At 73.8% G+C, this 24,182-nt stretch carries 19 protein-coding genes and 2 pseudogenes; 15 read left to right on the top strand and 6 right to left on the bottom strand.

What is annotated here, in order from left to right:
- Positions 1-4: 4 nt before the first annotated feature.
- Both IH61_RS0123615 and IH61_RS47120 read left to right on the top strand, forming a co-directional pair.
- On the top strand, positions 5-640 hold the full coding sequence (locus tag IH61_RS0123615) for a maleylpyruvate isomerase N-terminal domain-containing protein (RefSeq protein WP_051837774.1): 636 nt from the start codon (positions 5-7) through the stop codon (positions 638-640).
- 7 nt (positions 641-647) lie between these two features.
- Positions 648-866: pseudogene (locus tag IH61_RS47120) on the top strand (hypothetical protein); the annotation flags it as partial.
- Between the two features lie 65 nt (positions 867-931).
- Here IH61_RS47120 and IH61_RS0123605 read toward each other — a convergent pair.
- A complete protein-coding gene (locus tag IH61_RS0123605; protein WP_078911339.1) occupies positions 932-1,846 on the bottom strand; it encodes a lysozyme in 915 nt (304 codons plus the stop codon).
- Between the two features lie 305 nt (positions 1,847-2,151).
- Here IH61_RS0123605 and IH61_RS0123600 point away from each other — a divergent pair, with 305 nt between their 5' ends.
- The 3 genes from IH61_RS0123600 (at position 2,152) to IH61_RS41295 (ending at position 7,014) form a co-directional block, all read left to right on the top strand.
- Positions 2,152-2,718 carry a GNAT family N-acetyltransferase gene (locus IH61_RS0123600; RefSeq protein WP_031073039.1) on the top strand — a complete coding sequence of 189 codons (567 nt, stop codon included), beginning with the start codon at positions 2,152-2,154 and terminating at the stop codon, positions 2,716-2,718.
- A 232-nt stretch (positions 2,719-2,950) separates the two neighbouring features.
- Positions 2,951-4,723: a glycosyltransferase family 2 protein gene (locus tag IH61_RS0123595; RefSeq protein ID WP_234327306.1), complete on the top strand. Its 1,773-nt coding sequence runs from the start codon at positions 2,951-2,953 to the stop codon at positions 4,721-4,723.
- A 131-nt stretch (positions 4,724-4,854) separates the two neighbouring features.
- Positions 4,855-7,014 carry an acyltransferase family protein gene (locus IH61_RS41295; RefSeq protein ID WP_234327305.1) on the top strand — a complete coding sequence of 720 codons (2,160 nt, stop codon included), beginning with the start codon at positions 4,855-4,857 and terminating at the stop codon, positions 7,012-7,014.
- A gap of 51 nt (positions 7,015-7,065) precedes the next feature.
- On the opposite strand, the gene IH61_RS46180 is transcribed toward IH61_RS41295, so the two are convergent.
- Positions 7,066-7,665 (bottom strand): hypothetical protein, encoded by a 600-nt coding sequence (locus IH61_RS46180; protein WP_158845214.1) that lies wholly within the window; start codon positions 7,663-7,665, stop codon positions 7,066-7,068.
- A 135-nt stretch (positions 7,666-7,800) separates the two neighbouring features.
- Here IH61_RS46180 and IH61_RS0123585 point away from each other — a divergent pair, with 135 nt between their 5' ends.
- The 5 genes from IH61_RS0123585 (at position 7,801) to IH61_RS0123565 (ending at position 12,168) form a co-directional block, all read left to right on the top strand.
- Positions 7,801-8,031, top strand: coding sequence for a hypothetical protein (locus tag IH61_RS0123585; RefSeq protein ID WP_031073035.1), 231 nt, complete (start codon positions 7,801-7,803; stop codon positions 8,029-8,031).
- Positions 8,032-8,560: 529 nt separating this feature from the next.
- The gene (locus IH61_RS0123580; RefSeq protein ID WP_031073033.1) at positions 8,561-9,169 is read left to right on the top strand and encodes a class I SAM-dependent methyltransferase; all 609 of its coding nucleotides are present in this window, start codon (positions 8,561-8,563) and stop codon (positions 9,167-9,169) included.
- 206 nt (positions 9,170-9,375) lie between these two features.
- Complete coding sequence (locus tag IH61_RS0123575; RefSeq protein WP_031073032.1) at positions 9,376-10,425, top strand: SDR family oxidoreductase; 1,050 nt, start codon at positions 9,376-9,378, stop codon at positions 10,423-10,425.
- A gap of 139 nt (positions 10,426-10,564) precedes the next feature.
- On the top strand, positions 10,565-11,113 hold the full coding sequence (locus IH61_RS0123570; RefSeq protein ID WP_031073030.1) for a pyridoxamine 5'-phosphate oxidase family protein: 549 nt from the start codon (positions 10,565-10,567) through the stop codon (positions 11,111-11,113).
- Positions 11,114-11,223: 110 nt separating this feature from the next.
- Positions 11,224-12,168 (top strand): helix-turn-helix transcriptional regulator, encoded by a 945-nt coding sequence (locus IH61_RS0123565; RefSeq protein WP_031073028.1) that lies wholly within the window; start codon positions 11,224-11,226, stop codon positions 12,166-12,168.
- A gap of 25 nt (positions 12,169-12,193) precedes the next feature.
- Here the strand turns inward: IH61_RS0123565 and IH61_RS0123560 are convergent, their stop codons facing one another.
- Positions 12,194-14,020, bottom strand: coding sequence for an acyl-CoA dehydrogenase (locus IH61_RS0123560; RefSeq protein WP_051837772.1), 1,827 nt, complete (start codon positions 14,018-14,020; stop codon positions 12,194-12,196).
- 348 nt (positions 14,021-14,368) lie between these two features.
- Here IH61_RS0123560 and IH61_RS0123555 point away from each other — a divergent pair, with 348 nt between their 5' ends.
- The gene (locus IH61_RS0123555) at positions 14,369-15,148 is read left to right on the top strand and encodes a hypothetical protein (protein ID WP_199823369.1); all 780 of its coding nucleotides are present in this window, start codon (positions 14,369-14,371) and stop codon (positions 15,146-15,148) included.
- Here IH61_RS0123555 and IH61_RS0123550 read toward each other — a convergent pair.
- Positions 15,145-16,737, bottom strand: coding sequence for a M4 family metallopeptidase (locus IH61_RS0123550; protein ID WP_031073023.1), 1,593 nt, complete (start codon positions 16,735-16,737; stop codon positions 15,145-15,147). The genes IH61_RS0123555 and IH61_RS0123550 overlap by 4 nt on opposite strands.
- A 204-nt stretch (positions 16,738-16,941) precedes the next feature.
- On the opposite strand from IH61_RS0123550, the gene IH61_RS0123545 reads away from it, so the two are divergent.
- From IH61_RS0123545 to efeU, 4 genes are all read left to right on the top strand, one after another.
- Positions 16,942-17,751 (top strand): ABC transporter ATP-binding protein, encoded by an 810-nt coding sequence (locus tag IH61_RS0123545; RefSeq protein WP_031073021.1) that lies wholly within the window; start codon positions 16,942-16,944, stop codon positions 17,749-17,751.
- Between the two features lie 132 nt (positions 17,752-17,883).
- Positions 17,884-19,038, top strand: a complete 1,155-nt coding sequence (gene efeO, locus IH61_RS0123540; protein ID WP_031073019.1) for an iron uptake system protein EfeO — start codon at positions 17,884-17,886, stop codon at positions 19,036-19,038.
- A gap of 116 nt (positions 19,039-19,154) precedes the next feature.
- On the top strand, positions 19,155-20,441 hold the full coding sequence (gene efeB / locus IH61_RS0123535; protein WP_031073017.1) for an iron uptake transporter deferrochelatase/peroxidase subunit: 1,287 nt from the start codon (positions 19,155-19,157) through the stop codon (positions 20,439-20,441).
- Between the two features lie 45 nt (positions 20,442-20,486).
- On the top strand, positions 20,487-21,350 hold the full coding sequence (gene efeU, locus IH61_RS0123530; RefSeq protein WP_031073016.1) for an iron uptake transporter permease EfeU: 864 nt from the start codon (positions 20,487-20,489) through the stop codon (positions 21,348-21,350).
- Between the two features lie 81 nt (positions 21,351-21,431).
- Here efeU and IH61_RS0123525 read toward each other — a convergent pair whose 3' ends face one another.
- The gene (locus tag IH61_RS0123525; RefSeq protein WP_031073014.1) at positions 21,432-23,996 is read right to left on the bottom strand and encodes an ABC transporter permease; all 2,565 of its coding nucleotides are present in this window, start codon (positions 23,994-23,996) and stop codon (positions 21,432-21,434) included.
- 56 nt (positions 23,997-24,052) lie between these two features.
- Positions 24,053-24,182, bottom strand: a pseudogene (locus IH61_RS47115) (ABC transporter ATP-binding protein); the annotation flags it as partial.

Raw genomic sequence — 24,182 nt, 5'->3', positions numbered from 1 at the left:
GCCGATGAACGGTCGTCAGGTCGAGCCCGTCCGTGCGATGTTGGCGGAGGCGTGGGCCTCCTGGGCGGAGCGCGGTGCGGCGTTCTCGGCGGAGGAGTGGGAGCGGCCGACGCGGCTGCCGGGGTGGACGGTGCACGAGTTGTACGCGCACGTGGCGCCGGTGCCGGAGATGTTCGCGGGCCTGCGGGAGGCGCTGCTGGACGGTTCGGCCGAGGTGGTCGACGGGGCGGGCGTGCTGCGGGCGTACAACCGGCCGGGCGGGATCGCGCACACCGCCGCGGAGCAGGTGGCGGACGCGGCGAAGGAGTCGGCGCGACTGGCCGAACCGGCTTTGCTGGTGGCCCGGTTCGGGGCGGAGGGCCCGGCGGCGCTGGAGGCACTGGCGGACGTGCCGCCGGGGACGGCCGTCGCGCACCCGCTGCTGGGCAGCGTGACGCTCGGGGCGCTGGGGGAGGTGGCGCTGATGGAGGCGACCGTGCACCTGCTGGACCTGATCGCGGCGGTCGGCGGCCCGCCGCCCGCCGAGGGGGCGCTGCACTTCACCCGGGCGATGCTGGCGGAGGTGGCCGACCCGGTGGCGTTCATCGAGGCGGCGGCCGGTCGCGGGCCCAGCCGAACCGTCCTGCCGGTGATCCGCTGACGCGGAGGCGCACCGGCCGCCGGAGGCGGTCTGCGGCTGCACGCACCACCTCGCCATGCACGACCGGCAGGAGGGCCGCTGCCACGAGGAGGCGCAGGCCGCCGTGGAGTGGGACTCCGACCGCCGCCCGGTGCGCTTCGAACTGCGGGCCTGCGGCTGCCGCCAGTACGTCGGCCCGGAGCCGCTGGGGACGGTCTTCGCCCCGGAGCTGGCCGCCCCGCGCTGACCGCTGCCCCCCGCGCCGAGGGTGCCCCGGCGGGTGAGCGCCGGGGCACCAGCTCATCGGAGCGGTCAGCCCAGGGCGAGGGCCTGCAGGCGGTCGGCGGCGCCGTTGAAGACGTCCTGGTCGCCGGGGAAGGTGCCGGAGTCGGCGTACTGCCAGAAGGTGTAGTAGCCCCAGCCGTTGGGGAGGGTGCCGGCGCTGGTGGAGTACCGGGCGACCCACAGCGGGTTGGTGGCGCCGAAGCCGCCGTAGTTGCCGGTGCACTGGGACCACCAGTTCGTGGTGGTGTAGATGGTCGGGTAACGGCCGGTGCGGCTGTGGACGGTGTCGCTGAAGGAGCGTATCCAGCTGACCATCGCGCTCTGGCTCAGGCCGTAGCAGGTGGCGCCGTAGGGGTTGTACTCGATGTCGAGCGCGGGCGGCAGGGTCTTGCCGTCGGCGGACCAGCCGCCGCCGTGGCTGACGAAGTAGTTGGCCTGCGTGGCTCCGGAGGAGGAGTTGGGCAGGGCGAAGTGGTAGGCGCCGCGGATGAGGCCGGAGTTGTAGGAGCCGTTGTACTGCTGGGCGAAGGACGGGTTGGTGTAGCCGGTGCCCTCGGTGGCCTTGACGTAGGCGAAGCGGGCGCCGTTGGCGGCGACGCTGCCCCAGTTGACGCTGCCCTGGTAGCTGGAGACGTCCAGGCCCTGGGTCTGGGTGACGGCGAGGGAGGCGACGGCGGGGGCGTGGGCGCGGCCCTCGTGGGCGGCGACGGTGGAGCCGGCGAAGTCGCGCTCGGGGTGGAAGCCGGCCTTGCCCTCGACGACGGGGGCGGCGGCCGTGGTCGGCTCGGCGGCGGACGCGGGCGCGGCCAGGCCCGTGACGAGGGCGGCGGAGGCGACGAGGGTGGCGAGGGCGGGCAGCCACTGGCGGGCGGTCGAAGCCTTCGCGGCGGCGGTGGAGTCGGCTGATCCCGGTGCGGGGACGGCAGGGACGGCGCGGGACATGGAGCACTCCTGTGGTCGGGTGCGGAGGGCCCAACGAGCCTGATGGGGCTGGAGGTTGGGACCTTTCGGCCGGGAGCACAGTAGCCATGGACGCGGCGGCGTGCCAGACCTCCCGGAGCACATCGTGAACGACCGTCACATGGTGTCGGGGGCCCTTGCGGAGGGGGGCCGGGGCCCGCTGTGGACGCGCGTAGATGCATTCGCGCTGGTCCGGGCCGTCGGGCGGGGCCGGCGCGGGGCTGTGGCACGATGCCCGGAAGCCACCCGTCCGGGTGGCCGTTCGTGCGTACGAGGAGAGGATCGCCATGTCCGAGACCACCGCCGGTTCCGCCGGATTCACCGGGGGGCCGACTTTCCGGCGTGCCACCGCCGCCGACGTCCCGGCTCTGGTGGAGCTGGTGGAGTCCGCGTACCGGGGGGAGTCCAGCCGGGCCGGCTGGACCACCGAGGCGCACCTGCTGGAGGGCCGGCGCACCGACGCGGCCGGGGTCGCCGAGGCCGTCGAGGACCCGCAGGGCGTGGTGCTGCTCGCCGAGGTCGACGGCGAGCTGGTCGCCTGCTGTCAGCTGGAGCGGCGCGAGGGCAGCGCGTACTTCGGCATGTTCTCCGTCCGCCCGACCCTCCAGGGCGGCGGGATAGGCCGCGTGGTGCTGGTCGAGGCGGAGCGGGTGGTGCGGGAGGAGTGGGGCGTGGGGCTGCTCGAGATGAAGGTGATCGAGCAGCGGGGCGATCTCATCGCCTGGTACGAGCGGCGCGGCTACCGCCGTACCGGCGAGTACTCGCCATTCCCGTACGGGGACGAGCGCTTCGGGCTGCCGCTGCGGCCGGACCTGCGCTTCGCGGTGCTGACGAAGGAGCTCCCGGCGGTGTGACGGGTGGGGGTGGCGGGTGCGGAGGTGACCCGCCGGTAGGGCGTGGCACCAGAGTGCTCCAACGGTCAATCGTTGATCGTTTGACGTTTCGTCGGGGGATGACGTCTCGTCAAGTCACTGACCTGGGGCGATGCGGAGATGTCACGCCTCGTTCACGATTGGTCTAGGCCAATGTGAGAGGCTGAGGGCGAACGGCCACGTTCCGTCCCATGCCCAGGGGGGCCATTTCCGCATGCCCGTACTCCATGGCACCGCCATGCCCGCACCCGACTCCGGTACCGATGCCGGTACCGATACCGAACGGCGCCCCACCGCGCCGACGGGGTCCGACGCGTCCGACCTCCGCCTCCCCAGCCCGCCCGACGACGAGGAGCTCTACTGGTACTTCGGCCCGCAGCGCCGCTGGGTGCTGCTCTGCGCCACCCTCTCCTACGCGGGAGCCACCGCCACCCTCGGCCTGTTCGCCCTCAGCAAGCCGCTGCTCTGGCCGTTCCTGGTGCTCACCGTGCTCAACGCGGCCACCTGGCTGCTCTCCCTCACCGACGGCCAGCGCGCCCGCCGCTACACCCGCGACTCCCACGACCTGCTGCTGCGCGCCTGGAACCCCGGGCGCCACCCCAGCGTCGACCTGCTGCTGCCCACCGCCGGCGAACCCCTCGCCGTCCTGGACAACGCCTACCGCCACACCGCCGCCGTCCGCTGGCCCGGCGCCCTCACCGTCCTGGTCCTCGACGACGCCGACCGGCCCGAGGTGCGCCGACTCGCCGAGTCCTACGGCTTCCGGTACCGCGCCCGCCCCGACCGGGGCCGTTTCAAGAAGGCCGGCAACCTCAACCACGGCCTGGCCGAGGGCGACGGCGAGATCGTCGCCGTCCTCGACGCCGACTTCTGCCCGCGCCCCGACTTCCTGCACCACCTGGTGCCCTACCTCGACAACCCCGAGGTCGGCATCGTGCAGAGCCCGCAGTGCTTCGACACGGACGCCGACATGTCCTGGCTGGAGCGCGCGGCCGGGGCCACGCAGGAGATCTTCTACCGCTGGATCCAGCCCTCCCGGGACGCCCAGGACGGCACCGTCTGCTGCGGCACCAACGCGCTCTACCGCCGCGCCGCCCTGATGCGCGTCGGCGGCTTCGCCGAGATCGACCACAGCGAGGACCTCTACACGGGCCTCTCGCTCGCCCGCGCCGGGTGGACCACCCGGTACGTACCCGCGCTCGTCGCCAAGGGCATGTCGCCCACCGGCCTGCCCGCCTTCATCAGCCAGCAGTACCGCTGGTGCCTCGGCTCCCTCGCACTCGTCGGCGACCCCGACTTCCGCCGAGGCCCGCTACCGCGATCTGCCCGGCTCTGCTTCTGGAACGGCATCCTCGGCTACGTCACCAGCGCGGTGAACGTCTTCGCCGTGCCGCTGCCCGCGCTGATCATGCTGTTCTTCCGGCCGGAGGAGATCCAGCCCTGGCAGGTGCTGCCGTTCCTGCCACCGATCTGGGTCGCCCTCGTGCTGCTGCCCGCGATGTCCCGCACCCGGTGGCGCTTCGAGGTCACCCGGGTCCAACTCCTCGGCGGGCTCTGCCACGTGGTCGCCATCGCCCACGCGCTGCGCCGCCGTTCCGCCGACTGGGTGCCCACCGGCGCCGTCTCCGGCGGCAGTTCACTCGCCCGCGCCGTCGCCCGCATCGGGGTCGGCTGGCTCGGGTTCGTCGTCCTGGCCGGTGTGGCCGGACTCGTGCGCGCCGTGATGCTGCACGGCTGGCAGCCGTACTGGGCCCTGACCGGGCTGCTCGCGCTCACCGCGTACACCATGTTCCCGCTGATCCGGTCCCTGTGGCCGCTGCTCGGCGGCACCGACGGCGGCAAGGACGCCGCCGTGGGCGAGGTCGCCCCGCCCGCACGGGGCCGCTCGGACCTCGGGTTCGGGCGCGCCGAGGCCGTCGCCGTCACCGCCGTACTGGCGCTGTGCGGGCTGCTGGCCTCCGGCTGGGCCGATCCGCTCATCTTCTGACGCATCGTCAATCCCTCGTCGTCTCCCCTTGATTCCTTGCGCGTCGCCCCACCGGCGCGGACTCCGCCGCCCGGCCGCCCCATCGGCCGGCGGCCCTGACCACCGTCGCCATCTGCAAGGAGAGCACCGCCGTGTCAACGGCCGTACCGCCTTCGTCCCCTGCCGCCAGTACGACCACTGCCAGTACCACCAGCGTCGCTACCACCACCGCCGGTTCCGCCGAGCTGCTGCCCGAGGTCGTCCGGGTCTCCCGGGTGCCCGCCGCCAGGGCCACGGGCGAACTCGCCCGCCGGCGCGGCGCGTTCCGTCCCGACATCGAGGGCCTGCGGGGCCTCGCCGTCCTGTCCGTCCTCGCCTTCCACGCCGGGGTGCCCGGCCTGACCGGCGGCTACGTCGGGGTCGACGTCTTCTTCGTCATCTCCGGCTTCCTCATCACCGGCATGCTCGTCGGCCGCCCGCTGGGCCTGTGGGACTTCGCCGCCCGCCGCGCCCGGCGCATCCTGCCCGCCGCCGCCACCGTGCTCGTCGCCACCGCCGTCGCCGGCGGCGCCCTGCTGGACCCGCTGCGCGGAACGGACCTCGCCCGCGATCTCATCGCCTCCGCAGGGCAGTTCGCCAACTGGCGCTTCGTCGGCCAGCAGACCGACTACCTGGCCTCCGAGCGCGACCCGAGCCCGCTGCAGCACTTCTGGTCGCTGAGCGTGGAGAACCAGTTCTACCTGCTCTGGGGCGTGCTGCTGATCGGCCTCGCCCGCTACCTGTACGGGCGCCGGCGCACGGCCGCGATCACGCTCGCCACGGTCGGCATCGGCGGCGTCTCGCTGTTCCTGTGCCTGCGCTGGACCGAGACCTCCGCGCCGCTCGCCTACTTCTCCACCGGCAGCCGGCTCTGGGAGTTCGCCGCCGGGGCCTGCGCCGCGCTGCTCGCCGGTCGCGGGGCCGAACGGGCGGGCGTGCGGGCCGTGTTGAGGGTCGCCGGGTGGGCCGGGCTGGCCGCCGTGGTCGTCCCGCTCTTCCTGTACGACCGCAACACCCCGTTCCCGGGCTCCGCCGCGCTGCTGCCCGTCCTCGGCGCGGCCGCCCTGCTCCTCGCCGACGCCTCGCGGCCTTCGACGGAGCGGTCGCCCTCGCGGTTCGCGGCCGCCCGGCTGCTGGAGAGCCGTCCGCTGCGCGCCGCCGGGCGGCTCTCGTACGGCTGGTACCTGTGGCACTGGCCGGTGATCACCATCGCCCAGGCCCGGTACGGCGCCCTGCCGTGGACGACGCTGGCCGTGCTGACGGCGGCCAGTGCCCTGCCCGCCTGGCTCACCATGCGCCTCGTCGAGGAGCCGCTGCGCCACGGCGGCACCACGGCGCCCCGGCGCGGGCTCGCGGTGGGCGCGAGCGCGCTGGTCATCCCGCTGATCGCCGCGCTCACCCTCGGCGGCGGGACGGTCCGGGCGCTCGGCACCTCCGCCTCCGGCGGCTCCACCGTCGCCCCGCCCGGGGCCGTGGACGGGCCGCGGCTGCTCGCCCCCGGCACGGTGCTCACCGGCCTGACGCCCTCGCTGGCCCGCGCCCGCGAGGACTTCCCGCCCGGCAAGGGCTGCGAGATCGCGCTCAACGCCGACACCAGCCCCCGCTGCCTCTTCGGCGACGAGCACAGCCCCGACCGGATCGTCCTCCTCGGCGACTCCCACGCCGGGCAGTGGATCTCCGCCGGGCTCGAGATGGCCCGGCAGCGGCACTGGGCGCTGGAGGTGCTCGTCAAGCCCGGCTGCCCGCTCAGCACCCTCACCGTGCGCAACAACGTCCTCGGCCGCACCTTCGAGGAGTGCGACCGCTGGCGCGAGAACACCCTCACCCGGTTGGCCGACGAGCCCAAGCCCCGGCTGGTCCTCCTGGCGGGCCTCAACCGCTACGGCACCCAGGAGGAGCGCACCCAGGGCTGGACCCGCACCCTCGACCGCCTCGCCGCGCTCGGTGCCCCGCTCGCCTACCTGGGCGACACCCCGATGCCCGGCAAGGACATCCCCACCTGCCTGGCCGCCTCCGACGGGCGCTCCGACGCCTGCGTCTTCCCCCGCGACACCGCCTTCGAGCACGACCCGCTGCTCGACGACGGCCTCGCCGCCCGCTACGGCGTCCGTGCCCTCGACCTGGGGCCGCTGCTCTGCCCCGGCACCGGGCCCAGCTGCCCGGCGGTGCTGGAGGGCGTGGTCCTGTACCGGGACACCGGGCACATCACCGACACCCTCGCCCGAATACTCGCGCCGCGCCTCGACCGGGAACTGCTCGGGGCGGCGCACTGAACGCGGGGGCTCCGCCTGTGGGGGGTGGAGCCCCCGCCCCATCGGCTCCCGTCAGCCGTACAGGTGGCGGCAGATCCGGGCCTGCTCGGAGTCGGCGGGCCAGTGGGCGACGTGTTCGCCCTGGTCACAGGGGTTGCCCGGGCCCGGGCTCGGCAGGGTCGCCCCGGCGGGCGCCGCGGAGGCGGCGGCGCTGCGGCCGGCCGGATGCGGGGAGTGGGAGGGCTTCGGCCGCGCGCCCGGCGACGGGGACGGCGCGGACAGCGCGGACGGCTGGGCCGACTGCGCCGACTGGGCCGACTGGGCGAGGGCGTTCTCGGCGGCCGGGCCCTGCTCCTCGCCCGCGCCCTGCGGCGGTGTCGGCGGCGGGGCGGGCAGCGGCGAGGGCACGGGCCCCGGCGCCGGGGTGGCCAGGGCCGCAGGCCGCACGTCGGTACCCGAACCCGGCCCGCAGGTCACCAGGACGGCGGCCAGCACCGCGCCCGTACCCACCGCCGCCACCGCCCACGCCCTGCGCGAGCGCCGCCCCGGAGGCGGAGGCGGAGCAGCGGGCGCCGGGGCCTGGCCCGGCGGGGGCGGCACGGGCACCGGGGGAGGCTGCCAGGCGTTCTGCGGCCACTGCCACGGCCCTGCGGTAGGCGGCTGCCCCGTCATGTCCTCGTCCTCCCGGAACCGAACGCTCGCGTAAGCGTCGAGCCACCTGCTCAACGAGCGCGCGGACGCCGGGACATGACCCGGAAGAGGGGTCTGGACGGGCGCCGGTTGCCGCCCGGTCACATGCTTGGGCTCATGGAGACGAACAGCACGACCGAACCCCTGGTCGACGTGGCCGCGTTCCGCACCGACAGCCGCTACCGACTCGTCCACTTCGAAGGGCACGGCTGGGAGCCGCTCGCGCCCGAGGAGTTCGAGCCCCGCGTTCACCAGTTGTTCCCCGACCTCGACCCGCGCGACCCCGAGCGCGTGCGCTGGGCCGACCGCCCGTGGGAATGGCCGTCCTGGCACCCCGGCGAGGCGTGATCGGCTTCCCGTCCGGCCGCCGTTCGTTAGGCTGTGCGGGTGAGTGTCGATCACTACTGGCGCCGGCTGCCGGGCCAGGCCGTCGACGCCTGCTCGCCCGAGGAACTCGGCGAGTTGGTGCCCCGGCACCGCGACGGCGGCTACGACCGGCTCGCCGCCGCCGGGCTCGCCCTCGGCGTCCGCAGCACCGCGCTGCTGATGGAACTCGCGCTCACCGAGAACGGCTTCCATCCCGACCCGGCGGCCCGGCTGCCCGTCTACGGCGGGCCCGGCCGCCCCGAGCGCGGCGCACCGCTCGTGCTGCGCCCCGACCAGGTCGCCGTCGCCTCCCTCTTCCTGCGCGACTCCGCGCTCGGCGAGCTCGTCCGCCAGCAGGCCGCCGTCCTCGCCCGGACGGTCGCCGCGCTCGGCTCCACCACACCTGGTCCGAGACGTGGGCCGCACGCGTCGTCGGTGACCTGCGCGACCTGCGCGACTTCTTCGCAGGCGCCGCCGCGGCCGGCGACGCCGTCATCATGGGGGACACGACATGACCCGACCCGCCGGAACACTCGGATACGGCGAGGCGGCCGACGAACTCGCCGTCCAGTACGAGAGCGTGAGCTTCGACGAGGTTCACGGCGAGCTGCTCGCCCACTACCCGCCCGCGCCCGCCGCCGTCCTCGACCTCGGCGCCGGCACCGGGCGCGACGCCGCCGCCCTCGCCGCCCTCGGACACCACGTCCTCGCCGTCGAGCCGACGCCCGAACTGCGCGCCCACGGCGAGCGGTTGCACGCCGGAAGCGGCGTGCGGTGGATGTCGGACGCGCTGCCCGACCTGCCGCAGGTGCGCGCGAGCGGCGAGCGCTACGACCTCGTCCTGGTCACCGCCGTCTGGATGCACCTCGCCCCCGGGGAGCGCCGGACCGCCCTGCGGACGGTGGGAAGCCTCCTCGCCCCCGGCGGCCGACTCTCCCTCACCGTGCGCCACGGGCCCGTCCCCGCCGGGCGGCGGATGTACGACGTCCCCGACGAGGAGACCCTCGCCCTCGCCGCGGAGTACGGCCTGCGCCCGGTGCACCAGGCGTCGCGGCAGGACCTGCACGGGCGCGGGGGAGTGCACTGGACGCTGCTGGTCCTGGAGCGCCCGGCGGTCTGAACGTGCCCGGCCCGAACGTGCCCGGCCTGACGGCGCCAGGCATGAACTCGGCTCGGGGGACGGCCGATTGATCCATTCGATCCATCTGATCCATCGACAGGACGACGCGCGACGGTCTATCGTCAGCCGCGCGCGACGGCCGCACAACGTCACGATCCCGGCACCACACGCAATCCACGAGTCGACAGATCCCTGGAGAACCCGTCATGCCGCCCACCCCGCCGCCGCCCCGCGTGCTCGTCCTCGGCGCCACCGGATTCATCGGCCGGTGGCTCGTCCTCGAACTCCTCGGCCGGGGCACGCCGGTGGCCGCCTCCTTCCGGGGCACCACGGCCGGCGCCGCGCTGCGCCGCTGGCTGCGCACCCACGGCGCCGACGAGAGCGGGCTGACCACCGTCGCCGCCGACGTCACCGCGCCGGGGCTCGGCATCGGCGCCGAGGACGAGGGCCGGCTCGGTGAGGTGCGCGACGTGTACAACCTCGCCGCCCGCTACCAGTTCGGACTCACCCGCGCCGAGGCCGAGCCCGTCAACGTGCAGGGCGCCCTCAACGCGCTGCGCTGGTCCGCCACTCGGCCGCGGCTGCGCCGCCACGTCCACCTCTCCGGCTACCGTACCGGGAGCGACACCCGGCCGCGCTACCCCCTCGCGACGCAGGCGGCCGACACCCTCTACAGCACCCACGGGGCGTACCCGGCCTCCAAGCGGCTCGGCGACGCCGCGATCCGCGTCACCGCCCCCGAACTCGGCGTGCCGCTGACCACCGTCAACCCGAGCAACGTCATCGGGCACTCGCAGACCGGCGAGTCCGGGCAGCGCTTCGGCCTGGCCAGCGTCGTCCGCCAGCTCAAGGCCGGGCAGCTGACCCTGCTGCCCGGCTCGAAGCGCACCTTCGTGCCCGTGGTCACCGTGGACCACCTCGTCGCCTTCCTGGCCGCCGTCCCCGCCTTCGACGACGCGCCCGTCCAGGCCCACACCGTCCTCGACCCGGCGACGCCCTACTTCCCCGAGCTCGTCGAGCACCTGGCCGGCCACCTCGGCGTGCGCCCGCCCCGCGCCCTGGTCCCCGTCGGGCTGGTGCGCCACCTGCCGCGCAGCATCACCGGCGCCAGCCCCGAGGCGCTCACCTTCCTCTCCGAGGACCAGTACGACACCGCCTCCGCCACCCGCCTCGCCACCACGCTGGGCCTGACGCACCCGCCCGTCGTGCCCGCGCTGCAGCGGTGGGCGGGGCGGCTGGTGGCCGAGGCGTCCTGACCCGCGCGGGAGACGTGCGGGTGACTGTGCCCCGAAAGACGACAGAAGGTGTCGGGTTTCGGGGGAACAGTGGGAGGAGCCGGCCGGCGCCGTCCGTGGCACCGGCCGGGACGACCACTCTTCGACAGGAACCCTCCCCATGCGCGAAACCCCCGAGGAGCTCCAGCGGCTCCAGGCCCTCCTCGACGCCTCGCTCTCCCGCTCCAGCGCCCACCTGCGCTCGATCATCAGCGACGAGCGCACCGTCACCGCCGAACAGCTCACCGGCGTGCTCACCGGCATGTGCACCCTCGCGCTGTCCACCGTCACGGCCAAGGGCGAGCCGCGGATCAGCGGCGCCGACGGGCACTTCCTCCACGGCATGTGGCACTTCGGCACCGCGCGCCGCGCCGCCAAGGCCCGGCACATGGCCGCCCGTCCGGCCGTCAGCGCGGCGCACATGCGGGGGGAGGAGCTCGGCGTGTTCACCCACGGCACGGTCGAGATCCTCAACCCGTACGGCGAGGAGCCCTCCGCCGCCTGGCCGGAGCTGCTGGCGTACCTCCAGGAGCTGTACGGCGCCGAGATGTTCGACTGGGAGGAGGAGGTCGTCTACTACCGGCTGCACCCGCAGTGGATGACCGTCTTCGCCGCCGACCCGACCAAGCTCATCGCCGGTGCGCAGGACGCGAAGCCGGAGGAGGCGTGACGCACCGGGATGCCGTTGCTGGGCTGAGGCGACAATGGCCTCTCGTCTAGGCCGTGTCTTTCGGATCACGCCGGGCGGTCCGAAAGAGACGGCCTAGGGAAGGACACCACGTGCGGGCCAGCCGGGCGATCGCGCTGCTCCTGCTCCTCCAGAACCGGCGCGCGATGACCGCCGCGGACCTCGCCGTCGAACTCGAGGTCTCCGAGCGCACCGTGCAACGCGACGTCGCCGCCCTCGCCGAGGCCGGGGTGCCCGTCTACGCCGAACGCGGCCGGGGCGGCGGCTACCGGCTCGTCGACGGCTACCGCACCCGGCTCACGGGCCTCGAGCGTGCCGAGGCCGAGGTCCTGCACCTGGCCGGACTCCCCGGCCCCCTGCGCGAGATGGGCCTCGCCGGGCAGGCCCTCGCCGCCCGCCTCAAGGTCGCGGCGGTGGTGGGGGACGCCCCGGCGGCGGCCGTCCAACGCTTCCACCTCGACGCCCCCGCCTGGTTCCGCGAGGCCGCCACCCCGCCGCTGCTCCCGGAGGTGTCACGGGCGGTGTGGGAGGAGCGGGTCCTCCACGCCCGCTACGGCTCGCGCGAGCGGCGGCTCGAACCGCACGGACTCGTCCTCAAGGCCGGGCAGTGGTACCTCGCGGCGCGGGGCCCGTCCGGGCGGATGGCCTCCTACCGGGTCGACCGCTTCGAGACCGCCACCGTCACCGAGGACCGCTTCGACCGCGACCAGGACTTCGACCTCGCCGCCTACTGGGACACCTCCGCCCGCGAGTTCGCCCGCGCGATGCTCCGCGAGCGGGCCTTGGTCCGTCTGAGCCCGCTGGCGGTGGAGAACCTGGCGATCCTCCTGGAGCCCGCCGCCGCCGCCGACGCCCTCGCCACCGCAGGCCCACCCGACGGAGACGGCTGGGTCACCGTCACCCTCCCCCTGGAGTCCTGGGAGATCGGCTACTTCGAGATCCTCCGCCTGGGCCCCGAGGCCGAGGTCCTCCAGCCGTCCGCCCTCCGTACCCGCCTGGCCGAGGCCACCCGCCGGGCCGCCGCCCTCTACGGCTGACCGGTGCCCCTCGCCAGCGCCGGGCTCAGCCGGAGCGGACGGACACGAAGGCCAAGGCGTCCTGGTAGGCCCGCCCGGTGATGGGCCGGGCCGCGTAGAAGGCATCGGGCAGGTCGAAGGCGTCCACCAGTGCGAGCGCGTGTTCCGCCAGCCGTCCGAGGGATCGTTCCTGCACGTCCGGAAGAGCGGCCGCCTGTCCGGGGGTCAGCTCCCCGGCGCCGAGCAGCAGCGTCCCGTACGCGTCGATCCGGCGCAGGGTGAACAGCCGGTGCAGGTCGTGCAGCAGCGCCCGGGCGGTGTCGTCGCGGGCGGCCCCGGCCCAGGCGAGCAGGGCGGCGGCAGCCTCGTGCTCGGCGTGCGCGGTGACGGCGGCCAGGGCGTCGGGTGCGGCGGCGTTCCATCGGCGCTGGCCGTCCCCGGCGGGGGCCTCGCGCAGCCGGGTACGGGCGCGGGCGAGCCGGAGCCGGACGGCCGCCCGTAGCAGGCGCTGGCGGACGGCCGGGTCGTCGAGGTCCCCGGGGGCGCCCGGGTCGGTGGGGCCGGTGGGGCCGGTGGGGCCGGTGGGCGCCTGGGGCTCGGACTCCAGCAGGAGTTCGGCGCCCGCCTTGGCCCAGAGCGCCAGGTTGTCGCCCTCGGCGGTGATGGTGCCCTCGATGTCCGCCGCGTAGGAGGTGATCCCGTTGACGGGCAGCAGCCCCTGGGCGCCGCACCGTTCGCGGGCCTCGATGATCAGGTCGCGGGCCTGCCAGGTCGTCCAGCCCTTGGTGACGGCGACCTGCCGTTCGGCGGCGGCGGACGCCTCCGGGTCGGCCGGGTCGTGGGCGGCCCAGCGCTCGACCGTGGCGCGGTGCAGGGCGGTCATCGCGTACGCGGTGGCCAGCCCCTCCAGCAGCGGCCCGTGGTGGGTGCGGTGGGTCCACACCGGGACGCGCCGGTCGGGGCGGGCGCCCGTCACCTCGCGGTGCTGCGCGTACCGGACGGCCGTGGCGAGGGCCGCCCGGGCCGCGCCGAGCGCACCGGCGCTCATGCACAGCTTGCCGGTGGTCACCCGCCCGATCGCGGTGAGGAACCGTTTCCGCCTGCTGCCGTAGGCGCTGGTCAGCGTGCCGTCGTCGGCGAGCCGGCCGTGCGCACCGGTCAGCAGGGCCTCGTACGGCAGCCGGAGCCGGTCGAAGGAGGTGACGCAGTGGTCGACCGGGCTGCCGGGGCGCTGCGGCAGCGGACGGACGGCGACCCCGGGCAGCGGGCCGCCGTCCTCGTCGGTCAGGGGGGTGAGGAAGAGGAAGATCCCGTGGTCGCGCCCCTCGACCCGCAGGCGGGCGGCGACCACGGCGGACTTCGGCCCGCCGGCCGGGCCGGTGTTCGGCATGAACTTGCGGGCGGAGGGCCCGGGGGTGTGCAGGGTGAAGGAGCGGTCGGTGCGGTCGTAGTCGGCCACGGTCTCCAGGGCGGCGGCGTCGTTGCCGTGGCCCAGTTCGGTGCACAGGAAGGTGCCGATCCGGTCCATCCGCAGATAGTCGTCCAAGGGGCGCTTGGGGGAGGGGTCGTGGTCGAGCAGGGTGCCGAGGAAGAGGTTGAAGTGGATGCCGGCCAGCACGGTCAGCCCGCCGTCGACCACCCCCGTCCACTCGTGCAGGGCGGCCAACTGCCGGGGGTCGGCGGCCAGCGCGACCGGGTCGGTACGGGCGTTGAGCTCCTTCAACCGCCGGTAGGAGGCGTCGATCTGATCGGCCGCCGGGGTGTCGGGGCGGCGGTGCATGGCGGGGTCGGCGACGAGGGCGCGCCAGGGGCCGTGAAGGCGGCGGTCGGGGCCGAAGAGGAGGCGGGAGAGTTCACTCGTCGTTGGCGTCATGATTGGCGTCATGCCAATGACAAAGCCCGGGCGGGGGCGAGGTTACGGCACTGTGATGAGGATCTCCGATCGGCGCCCCGGGAGGTTCGGTCCGATACTGGCCGCATGACGAGCGTCGCGAACGGTACGGGTGTGGCTCGGCGGACCGTGCTGTGGGCGGGGCTGTTGGTGACCGGGTGCGCGGGCGGGGGAGGGCGGCCGGGCCCGAGAGGGACTCCCACCGGGGATTCCACCAGTACTCCCACCAGTAGTCCCACCGGGACGCGGGAGGCCAGTCGGGCTCCCGCGCAGGTGCCGTTGCCCAGCCCGGTGCTGTGGCAGCCCGGGCCGGATGAGCTGCAGCCGGACGTGAAGCGCCGTGCCGTCGAGGTGGTGGCTGCGGTGGCGGGGTGGCCGGTGGGCGGGCAGGGGGTGGAGGCGGCGCGGCGGCGGGTGGTGGCGTTGGGGGTGCCGGGTGGGTTGGTGGAGCAGGCGCAGGGGCTGGTCACGGGGGAGGAAGAGGCCACGGTCGAGGTGGTGGATGCCCAGTACGGGGGGCTGCTGGACGACTCGGCGAGCGTGCTGGTCGTCTGCCGCCGGTGGACGCGCGCCCCGGACGGGTCGGTGGTGGCGGGCGGTACCACCGTGGACGTGCGCCTCAGTCGTGCCGAGCCCCGCTGGACGGTCACCGAGTTGCACCCGGGTGCCCCGGGAGCGGCCACCGCCACGCCCGCCCCGGCCGTGGCCAGGGTGCTGGCCGAGCCGAGGATCGAGCTGCCGCCGGAGGCGGTGGCGGATCTGCGCAGCGGCGCGGTGCACGACAGTGTGCTGGAGGCGATGCTGCGCCTGGCCGGGCCGTACGCCTTCTCGGTGAGTGTGGTGCGCAGCGGGCACCCGTTGGACGTGTTCGGGACGACCCGGCCCAGCGACCATCCGCTGGGCCGGGCCTTCGACGTGTGGCGGATCGACGGTCACCCGGTGGTGGACCGGGCCACGCCCCGCGCTCTGGTCGAGCAGTTCATGCGGGACGCGGCCGCCGCCGGTTCGTACAACGTGGGCGGGCCGCTGGCGATCCAGGGCGGCGTCGGCAACCAGTTCTTCACCGACGACACCCACCACGACCACGTCCACGTGGGGTTCAGGGCCTAGTTGACGTTGACCGCGCTCCACGCCGCCGCCACGGCGGCGTACTCGGCGCTGCCGGAGCCGTACAGGTCCCGGGCGGCGTTGAGGGAGGCGGCGCGGGCGCCCTTGTAGTTCGTCGTGGAGGTCATGTAGACGGTCAGCGCGCGGTACCAGATCTTGGCGACCTTCTGGTTGCCGATGCCCGCCGTCGAGGAGCCGTTGCAGGTGGGGCTGTTGTAGGTGACGCCGTTGACGGTCTTGGTGCCGCTGCCCTCGCTGGCGAGGTAGAACCAGTGGTTGCCGACGCCGGAGGAGTTGTGGACGTCGAGCTTGCCGACGGAGCTGCTCCAGCAGTCGGCCGAGCGGCCGTCGAGGGAGGGCTTGTCGAAGCGGCGCAGCCACGGCGGGGTGGACTGGTCGCTGAACAGGTAGTCGCCCTTGTCGATGGAGTTGCCCGCGTACCACTCGACCATGGTGCCGAAGATGTCGCTGGTCGACTCGTTGAGGCCGCCGGACTCGCCGCTGTAGCGCAGGTTGGCGGTGGCGCTGGTGACGCCGTGGGTCATCTCGTGGCCCATGGTGTCGAGGTCGACCTGTTCGGGGTCGGTGGTGCCGTTGCCGTCGCCGGTCATCATGCAGAAGCAGGCGTCGGACCACTGGGCGTTGTCCCAGTTGGTGCCGACGTGGACGAAGACGGTGGCGCCCTTGCCGTCGTTCTTGATGCCGTTTCGGCCGTGGACGTTCTTGTAGTAGTCGTACGTCCAGGCGGTGTTGGCGTGGGCGTCGACGGCGGCGGTGGAGCGGTCGGTGGAGAACTTCCGCCCGTCGCCCCAGACGTTGGTGGCGCTGGTGAAGGCCGTGCCGGAGCCGGAGTTGAGGGAGTTCGCGGAGGCGTTGCGGGCGTCCTTGGTGACGTGGCCGCGGACCGGGTCCTTGAGGGTGTAGCCGCCGGAGACCGGGGTGGTGTCGACGGTGACCGTGCCGGTGTACTCGGAGTTCCCGGTTCCGGTGGCCTGGTGCTCGGCGTCGTACGCCTCGATCTGCTCGCCGGTGGTGGCGTCGGTGACGACGACCCGGCCGGCGGGCTGGCCGTGTTCGCCGGTGCCCTCGACGGTGGTGCGCCAGGCCAGGCGGGGCGTGCCGTCGGCGGCCCAGACGACGAGTTCGGGGCTGCTGACGGCGTCCCGGACGCCGGGGGCGGCCGTGAGGGCGTCGGCGGCGCCGGTCCGCGCGGGCACCTTGGGGACGGTGGAGGCGACGGCGGGCTCGTGGGCGGCGGCGCGGGTGCTGTCCTTGAGGCGGCCGCGCCCGTCCTGATGGACGACCAGGTCGCCGCCGACGACGGGAAGGCCCTGGTAGGTGCGGTCGAAGCGGACGTGGGAGGCGCCGTCCGCGTCGAGGACGACGTCCTTGAGGACGAGGTCCTGGCCCGCGCCGAAGCCGAACACCCCGGCGTTGCGGGCGACGTTGGCGCGGGCCTTGGCTATCGCGGCCTCGCGCATGCCGGGCGCGGCGGAGGCGGTGGTGGCGGGGACGGTCACGGCTGCGAGGGCGGCGACGACGGCGACGGCGGCCGCCGTGCGGGCACGCCGCAGGGAGGTGGTGGGGGTCACGCAGGCTCCAAGTGGGGTGGAGATGCAGGGAGTAGAGCTGCGAAGAGATTGACGGTGACCGGTCACGAGCAGCTAGAGGAAAGGTCATAACTTTGCCAAGTCGTGTCCTGCTCAAATCAAAAGTGATCGGTAACTAACCACCAGCTGATCGGTTTTCAGCAGGACCCCGAGCGGCCGCGAACCCGGCGGTTGTACGGTGCACCTATGAGCTCGCTCTCCCCCCTGCTGCGCACCCGTGACGTCGACGTCGTCCGCGACGGGCGCCACCTGCTGCGCGGGATCACCCTGAGCATCGACCCCGGCGAGCACTGGGCCCTGCTCGGCCCCAACGGCGCCGGCAAGTCCACGCTGCTCGCCCTGCTCGGCGCCGTCTCCCACCCCACCCGCGGCGAGGTCGACGTGCTGGGCCACCGCCTCGGCCGGGTCGACATCCGCGAACTGCGCGCCCACCTCGGGCACGTCAACCCCCGCCACCCGCTGCGCTCGCCGCTGACCGTACGGGAGGTGGTGCTCACCGGGTACGCCGGCACCATCGAGCCCGACCTGCACCGCAAGCCCGCCCCCGAGGCCGTCGAGCGCGCCGAACTGCTCATCGGGACGCTCGGCATGGCCGCGATGGCCGACGCCCCCTGGACCACCCTCTCCCAGGGCGAGCGCGGCCGGGCCCTGATCGCCCGCGCCCTGATGCCCAGCCCCCGGCTGCTGCTGCTCGACGAACCCGCCACGGGCCTGGACCTCACCGCCCGCGAACTGCTGCTGGACAGCCTCGACCTGCTGCGCCACCAGCACCCCGAGCTGGCCAGCGTGCTGGTCACCCACCACCTGGAGGAGCTGCCCGAGAGCACCACCCACGCCCTGCTGCTGCGCGGCGGCGAGTGCGTGGCCGCCGGACCGGTGGACGAGGTGATGACCACGGAGCTGATCAGCGAGACCTTCGGCCACCCGATCCGCATCAGCCGCCACGAGGGCCGCTGGACGGCCCGGGCCGCCGCCCGGCGGATGCCGGAGAGGTAACGGTCAGGGGGGTGGGTTTCGAAGGTGAGGCATCCCTACGTAAGGTATGCCTCAGCTAAATCGCGGAACGCCGACCCGCCCGGAGTCCCGCGCCATCGAGGCACCCCCCTGCCCTTTTCCGTTGGAGCCCGCATGTCCGCCCGCCGTCGTTCCGCCGCAGCCGTGCTGCTCTCCCTCGCCGTGGCGACCGCCGCCCTGTCCGGCTGCTCCGCCAAGAAGGACGACAAGGCCGGCGGCGACGCGGACGCGGTCAAGGTGAACGCGACCGACACCGCCTGCGAGGTGTCCAGGACCAGCTTCCCGGCCGGCCACGTCGTCCTGGACATCGCCAACAAGGGCTCCAAGACCACCGAGGTCTACGTCTACGGCGAGGGCGACAAGATCGTCACCGAGCGCGAGAACATCGGCCCCGGCACCAAGGCGAGCATCAACGCCGAGATCAAGGCCGGCTCGTACGAGATCGCCTGCAAGCCCGGCATGGTCGGCGACGGCATCCGCCAGAAGATCACCGTCACCGGCGGCGAGAGCGGCAGCGCCGCCGCGGCCGACCCGCGGCTGACCGCCGCCGTCGACGCCTACCGCAAGTACGCCCAGGAGCAGGCCGACGCCACCGTCCCGGCCGTCGAGTCCTTCGCCGGGGCGATCAAGGCCGGCGACGTGGAGAAGGCCAAGTCCCTCTACGCCCCCTCGCGCACCGGCTGGGAGCGCACCGAGCCCGTCGCCGAGAGCTTCGGCGACGTGGACCCGAAGACCGACACCCGCGAGGACAAGGTCGAGCAGGGCAAGCCGTGGACGGGCTGGCACCGCCTGGAGAAGGCCCTGTGGGCCGACGGCAGGATCGGCGACGAGGAGAAGACCCTCGCCGACCAGCTGGTCAACGACCTGAAGGACTGGCAGAAGAAGATCCCCTCCGCCGAGATCACCGCGACCAGCATGGCCAACGGCGCCAAGGAGCTGCTGGACGAGGTCGCCACCAACAAGATCACCGGCGAGGAGGACCGCTACAGCCACACCGACCTGGCCGACTTCCAGGCCAACGTCGAGGGCGCGCTGAAGGCGTACGAGCTGCTCAAGCCCGTCGCCTCGGCCAAGGACGCGGAGCTCGCCAAGACCCTGGACTCCGAGTTCGCCGCCATCAACGCCCTGCTCGCCAAGTACAAGCAGGCGGACGGCACCTTCACCTCCTACGACAAGGTCACCGAGGCCGAGCGCAAGACCTTCTCCGACGCGGTCAACTCCCTCGGTGAGCCGCTGTCGAAGCTGGCCGCCGCCGTGGTCGTCAAGTAGCCGACTCGGTAACCGAGTAGTCCCACCCCACCGAAGCCGTGGCCGCCCGAACCGGGGCGCCACGGCCTCGGCGGGTCCAGTAACAACCAGCAGAACGAGAAGGGTCCGGCCCGCCGATGGACGCCGAGAACGAGCAGCAGAACCAGTCGTCGGCCGGCAGCGCCGTCAGCCGCCGAGCCGTCATCGGCTGGGCCGGAGCGGGAGTCGCGCTCGGCGCCGCCGCCGTGGGCTCCGTCGCCGCCGCCACCCGCCAGGACGACCCGGCCCCGGCGGCCGCCGCCGCGCCGACCGCCGCGGAGGTGCCCTTCTACGGCGAGCACCAGGCCGGCATCGCCACGCCCGTCCAGGACCGGCTGCACTTCGCCGCCTTCGACGTCTCCGAGCGCGCCACCAAGGACGCCCTGGTGAAGATGCTCAAGGAGTGGACGAAGGCCGCCGCCGCGATGACCGGCGGCCGCGAGGTCGGCAGCGGCGCCGCGACCGGACTGCCCGAGGCGCCCCCGGACGACACCGGCGAGGCCCTGGGCCTGCCCGCCTCCCGGCTCACCCTCACCATCGGCTTCGGCCCCGGCCTGTTCGAGAAGGACGGCGTGGACCGCTTCGGCCTCAAGGCCAAGCGGCCCGAGGCGCTGATCGACCTGCCGACCTTCAAGGGCGACAAGCTCGACCCGCAGCGCAGCGGCGGCGACATCTGCGTCCAGGCGTGCGCCGACGACCCGCAGGTGGCCGTGCACGCCATCCGCAACCTGGCCCGCATCGGCATGGGCACCGTCAGCATCCGCTGGTCCCAGCTCGGCTTCGGCAAGACCTCCTCCACCACCCCGGACGCGCAGACCCCGCGCAACCTGATGGGCTTCAAGGACGGCACCCACAACATCGCCGGCACCGACGACGCCAAGCTCGGCGAGCACGTCTGGGCCGCCCCCGGCGACGGCGCGGACTGGATGACCGGCGGCTCCTACCTCGTCGCCCGGCGCATCCGGATGCACATCGAGACCTGGGACCGCACCGCGCTCAAGGAGCAGGAGGACGTCTTCGGCCGCACCAAGGGCGAGGGCGCCCCGTACGGCAAGGCCAAGGAGCACGACGCCCCCGACCTGAAGGCGATGCCCGCCGCCTCCCACGTGGCCCTGGCCCACCCGGACGCCAACGGCGGCCTGATGATCCTGCGCCGCGGCTTCTCCTTCACCGACGGCACGGACGGCCTCGGCCGCCTCGACGCGGGCCTGTTCTTCCTCGCCTACCAGCGCGACACCCGCAAGGCGTTCGTCCCGCTGCAGCAGCGGCTCGCGGGCAGCGACAAGCTCAACGAGTACATCCAGCACGTCGGCTCCGCCCACTTCGCCTGCCCGGCCGGCGTCCGCAAGCCGGGGGAGTGGTGGGGCCAGGCCCTCTTCGGCTGATCCCGGGTTGATCCCGCCCACCCCCACCACCCCGAGGAGTAAGCCGTGTTCGGCAACTACCTGATCGGCCTGCGCGAAGGTCTCGAAGCCAGCCTGGTCGTCTGCATCCTGATCGCCTACCTGGTCAAGACCGGCCGCCGGGACAAGCTGCCACCCGTGTGGCTCGGCGTCGGCTCGGCCGTGGTGCTCTCCATGGCCTTCGGCGCGGTGCTGCAGTTCGGCTCCTCGCAGCTCACCTTCGAGGCGCAGGAGGCGCTCGGCGGCTCGCTGTCGATCATCTCCGTCGGCCTGGTGACCTGGATGGTCTTCTGGATGCGCCGCACCGCCCGCCACCTGAAGACCGAGCTGCACGGCAAGCTGGACGCGGCGCTCGCGATGGGCACCACGGCCCTGGTGGTCACCTCCTTCCTGGCCGTCGGCCGGGAGGGGCTGGAGACGGCGCTGTTCATCTGGTCCGCGGTGCAGGCCACCGACGACGGCTGGAACCCGCTGGTCGGCGCGGCACTGGGCCTGCTCACCTCGATGGTGCTCGGCTGGCTGTTCTACCGGGGCGCGCTGAAGATCAACCTGGCGAAGTTCTTCACCTGGACCGGCGCGATGCTGGTCGTGGTCGCCGCAGGCGTGCTCGCGTACGGCGTGCACGACCTCCAGGAGGCCGGCTGGCTGCCGGGCCTGCACTCGACGGCCTTCGACATCTCCAGCACCATCCCGAAGGACAGCTGGTACGGGACGCTGCTCAAGGGCGTGTTCAACTTCCAGCCCGACCCGACGGTGCTGCAGCTGGTCGTCTGGCTGCTCTACCTGGTGCCGACGCTGGCCGTCTTCTTCGGCTTCTTCGGCCTCCTCGGCGGCGGAAAGGCCAAGTCGGCCAAGCCCGCCCAGCCCGTCGACGCCAAGCCGGCCGCCTGAGCCGAGCCCCCCACACAGCACGCGAACGCCCCGCCCGGTGCAACTGCCGGGCGGGGCGTTCGCGTTGAGGGGCCGGGGGTGCTACTCGCTCCTGATGGCGCCCAGGATCTCCATCCGCGCCGCGCGGTGGGCCGGCCACAGCGCGGCCAGCAGGCCGACCAGGGCCGCGACCAGCAGGTAGGCGGCGATCTGCAGCGGGGGCACCACGGTGGTGATGTCCTTGAGGTCCTCCGCCAGGGTGCGCACGCCCGCCCAGGCGACCACGATGCCGAGGCCGACCCCGACGAGCCCGCCGAACAGGGCGATCAGCAGGGACTCCAGCCGCACCGTGCGGCGGATGCCCCGGCGGTCCAGGCCGATCGCGCGCAGCATGCCGATCTCGCGGCGGCGCTCGAACACCGACATCGCCATGGTGTTGACCACGCCGAGGACGGCGATCACCACGGACATCCCGAGCAGGCCGTACATCATGTTGAGGATGCCGGTGACCATCTTGCGGTTCTCCGCCTTGATGTCCTTCTCGCCCTTGACGGCGATCAGCGGGTTGCCGCCGGTCGCGTCGCGCAGCGCCTGCCTGAGCTCGTCGGTGGCGCCGTGCGCGCCCTTGACGAGGACGCGGGTGGGGCCGTCGCCCTCCGCCGCGTGCGGGCCGACCACGGACTCGGGGGCGAGGACGCCGGCGAGGGCGGTGTTGGCCTCCATGACGCCGCCGATGACCAGCGAGCCCCTGCTCCCGTCAGGGTAGGTGACGGCGAGGGTGTCGCCGACGCGGTAGCCCTGCTGCTCGGCGCGGCCCGAACTGACCAGCAGCTTGCCCTGCTTGAGGGCGTCCGCCGACCCCTCGCGGACCTGGACGTTGGCGACCTGGTCGATGGTCGCGGCGTCCACGGCCGTCAGGTACTCGTCCTCGCCGCCGTTGTGGGCGGTCTGGACGGACACCCCGCGCACGGCGCTGAGCGCCGTGACGCCCGGGGCCTTGGCGATCTGCGTGGCCACGTCGGGGGCCAGCATCGAGCCGTTCTGCATGGCCACCGTGTAGTCGGCCCTGAGGTCGCTCGCCGTGGCGGCGTCGACGGCCTTGTTCACCGAGGCGCCGAGCACGGTGAGCGCGGTGATCAGGGTGACGCCGATGGTCAGCGCCGAGGCGGTGGCGGCGGTGCGGCGCGGGTTGCGTACGGCGTTCTGCTGGGCGAGCTTGCCGGGGGTCCCGTACAGGGCGCGCAGCAGCGGGGCGATCAGGGCGATCAGCGGGCGGGAGAGCAGCGGGGTCAGCACGAACACGCCGATCATCAGCGCGCCCGCGCCGAGGCCCACGAGCTTGATCTCCTTGGCGGTGACGCCCGCCGCCAGGGCCGTGGCCCCGGCCAGGCCGAACAGCAGGCCCAGGCTGTTGCGCACCACCAGGCTCCTGTGGGTGGCGGGCTGGTCGGCCGAGCTCATCGCCGCGACGGGGGCGATCCGGGAGGCGCGGCGGGCGGGCAGCCAGGCGGCCAGCACCGTCACCAGCACGCCCACGGCGACGGCGGCGATCACCGTGGTCGGGGAGACGATCAGCGGGCCGTCGGGCAGGTTGGCGTCCATCGGGCCGTTGAGCAGCGCCCGCAGCCCGGCGGCGATGCCGATTCCGGCGAGCAGGCCCGTCACCGAGGCGGCCAGGCCCACCAGCAGCGCCTCGGCCCGCACCGAGCGGCTGACCTGGCGGCGGGTGGCGCCGACGGCGCGCAGCAGGGCCAGTTCCCTGGTGCGCTGGGCGACGAGCATGGTGAAGGTGTTGGCGATGATGAACACGCCGACGAACAGGGCGATGCCCGCGAAGCCCATCAGGAAGGTGCTGAGGAACTTGGTGCCCTCCGCGATCATCCGGTCCTGCTCGTCGGCCAGTTCGCGGCCGGTGCGCGCCTCGATCGAGTCGCCCTGCGGCAGGGCCTGCTCGACGGCGGCGAGCAGCGCGGAGTCGTCGGCGCCCGGGGAAGCCTTGACGTCCAGCTCGGCGAAGCGGCCGGGGCCGAGGTAGAGCCTCTGGGCGGTGGCGGTGTCGAAGGCGGCGAGGGAGCCGCCGGCCGTCACCCGGGGGTCGTTGGTGTGCAGGACGCCGGTGAGCTTCAGCTCCATGACCGGGCCGTTGACGGCCACCCGGACGGTGTCGCCGACCTTGAAACCGCCCTTTCCGGCGGTTTTGGCGTCGAGGGCCACCTCGCCGGCGTTCTTCGGGCCGCGGCCCTCGACCAGCGGGTAGCGCGGGTCGGTGCCGTCGGCGCCCGGGACGTAGTTGGTGCCGGTGGTGGAGAAGCCGTCGCCGATCAGGGCGCCCTTCCTGTCGGCGATGCCGGCGAAGCCGCTGACGACCCCGCGGGCCTCGGCGGCGCCGGGCAGGGCGGCGACCTTGCGGCGGGTCTCCTCGGTGAGGGTCGGTCCGGTGGCGGCGCCGCCGCGGTGGTCGTAGCCGCGGGCCACGGCCTGGCGGTCGCTGACGGTGACGGCGATGTCGGCGTAGCTCTTGGCGCTCTGGGTCCTGAGCGCGCTGCCGAGGGTGTCGGTGAAGACGAGCGTGCCCGCGACGAAGGCGGTGCCGAGCATGACGGCGAGCGTCGTCATCAGCAGTCGGCCCTTGTGGGCCAGTACGGTGCGCAAAGCGGTGCGGAACATGGGGGAGCGTCAGTCCTGGGGTGCTCGGGGGTCGTCGGCTTGCGTCGCGCGGGCTGTCAGCTGGTGCGGCCCTTGGCGTCGAAGCGGCGCATGCGGTCCAGGACGGTGTCGGCGGTGGGCCGGTGGAGTTCGTCGACGATGCGGCCGTCGGCGAGGAAGACGACGCGGTCGGCGTAGGAGGCGGCG

Source organism: Streptomyces sp. NRRL WC-3742, assembly GCF_000720635.1.
Taxonomy (GTDB): Bacteria; Actinomycetota; Actinomycetes; order Streptomycetales; family Streptomycetaceae; genus Kitasatospora.
Note: the sequence above shows the minus strand (reverse complement) of the source record. Positions and strands in the feature narration are given on the sequence as shown.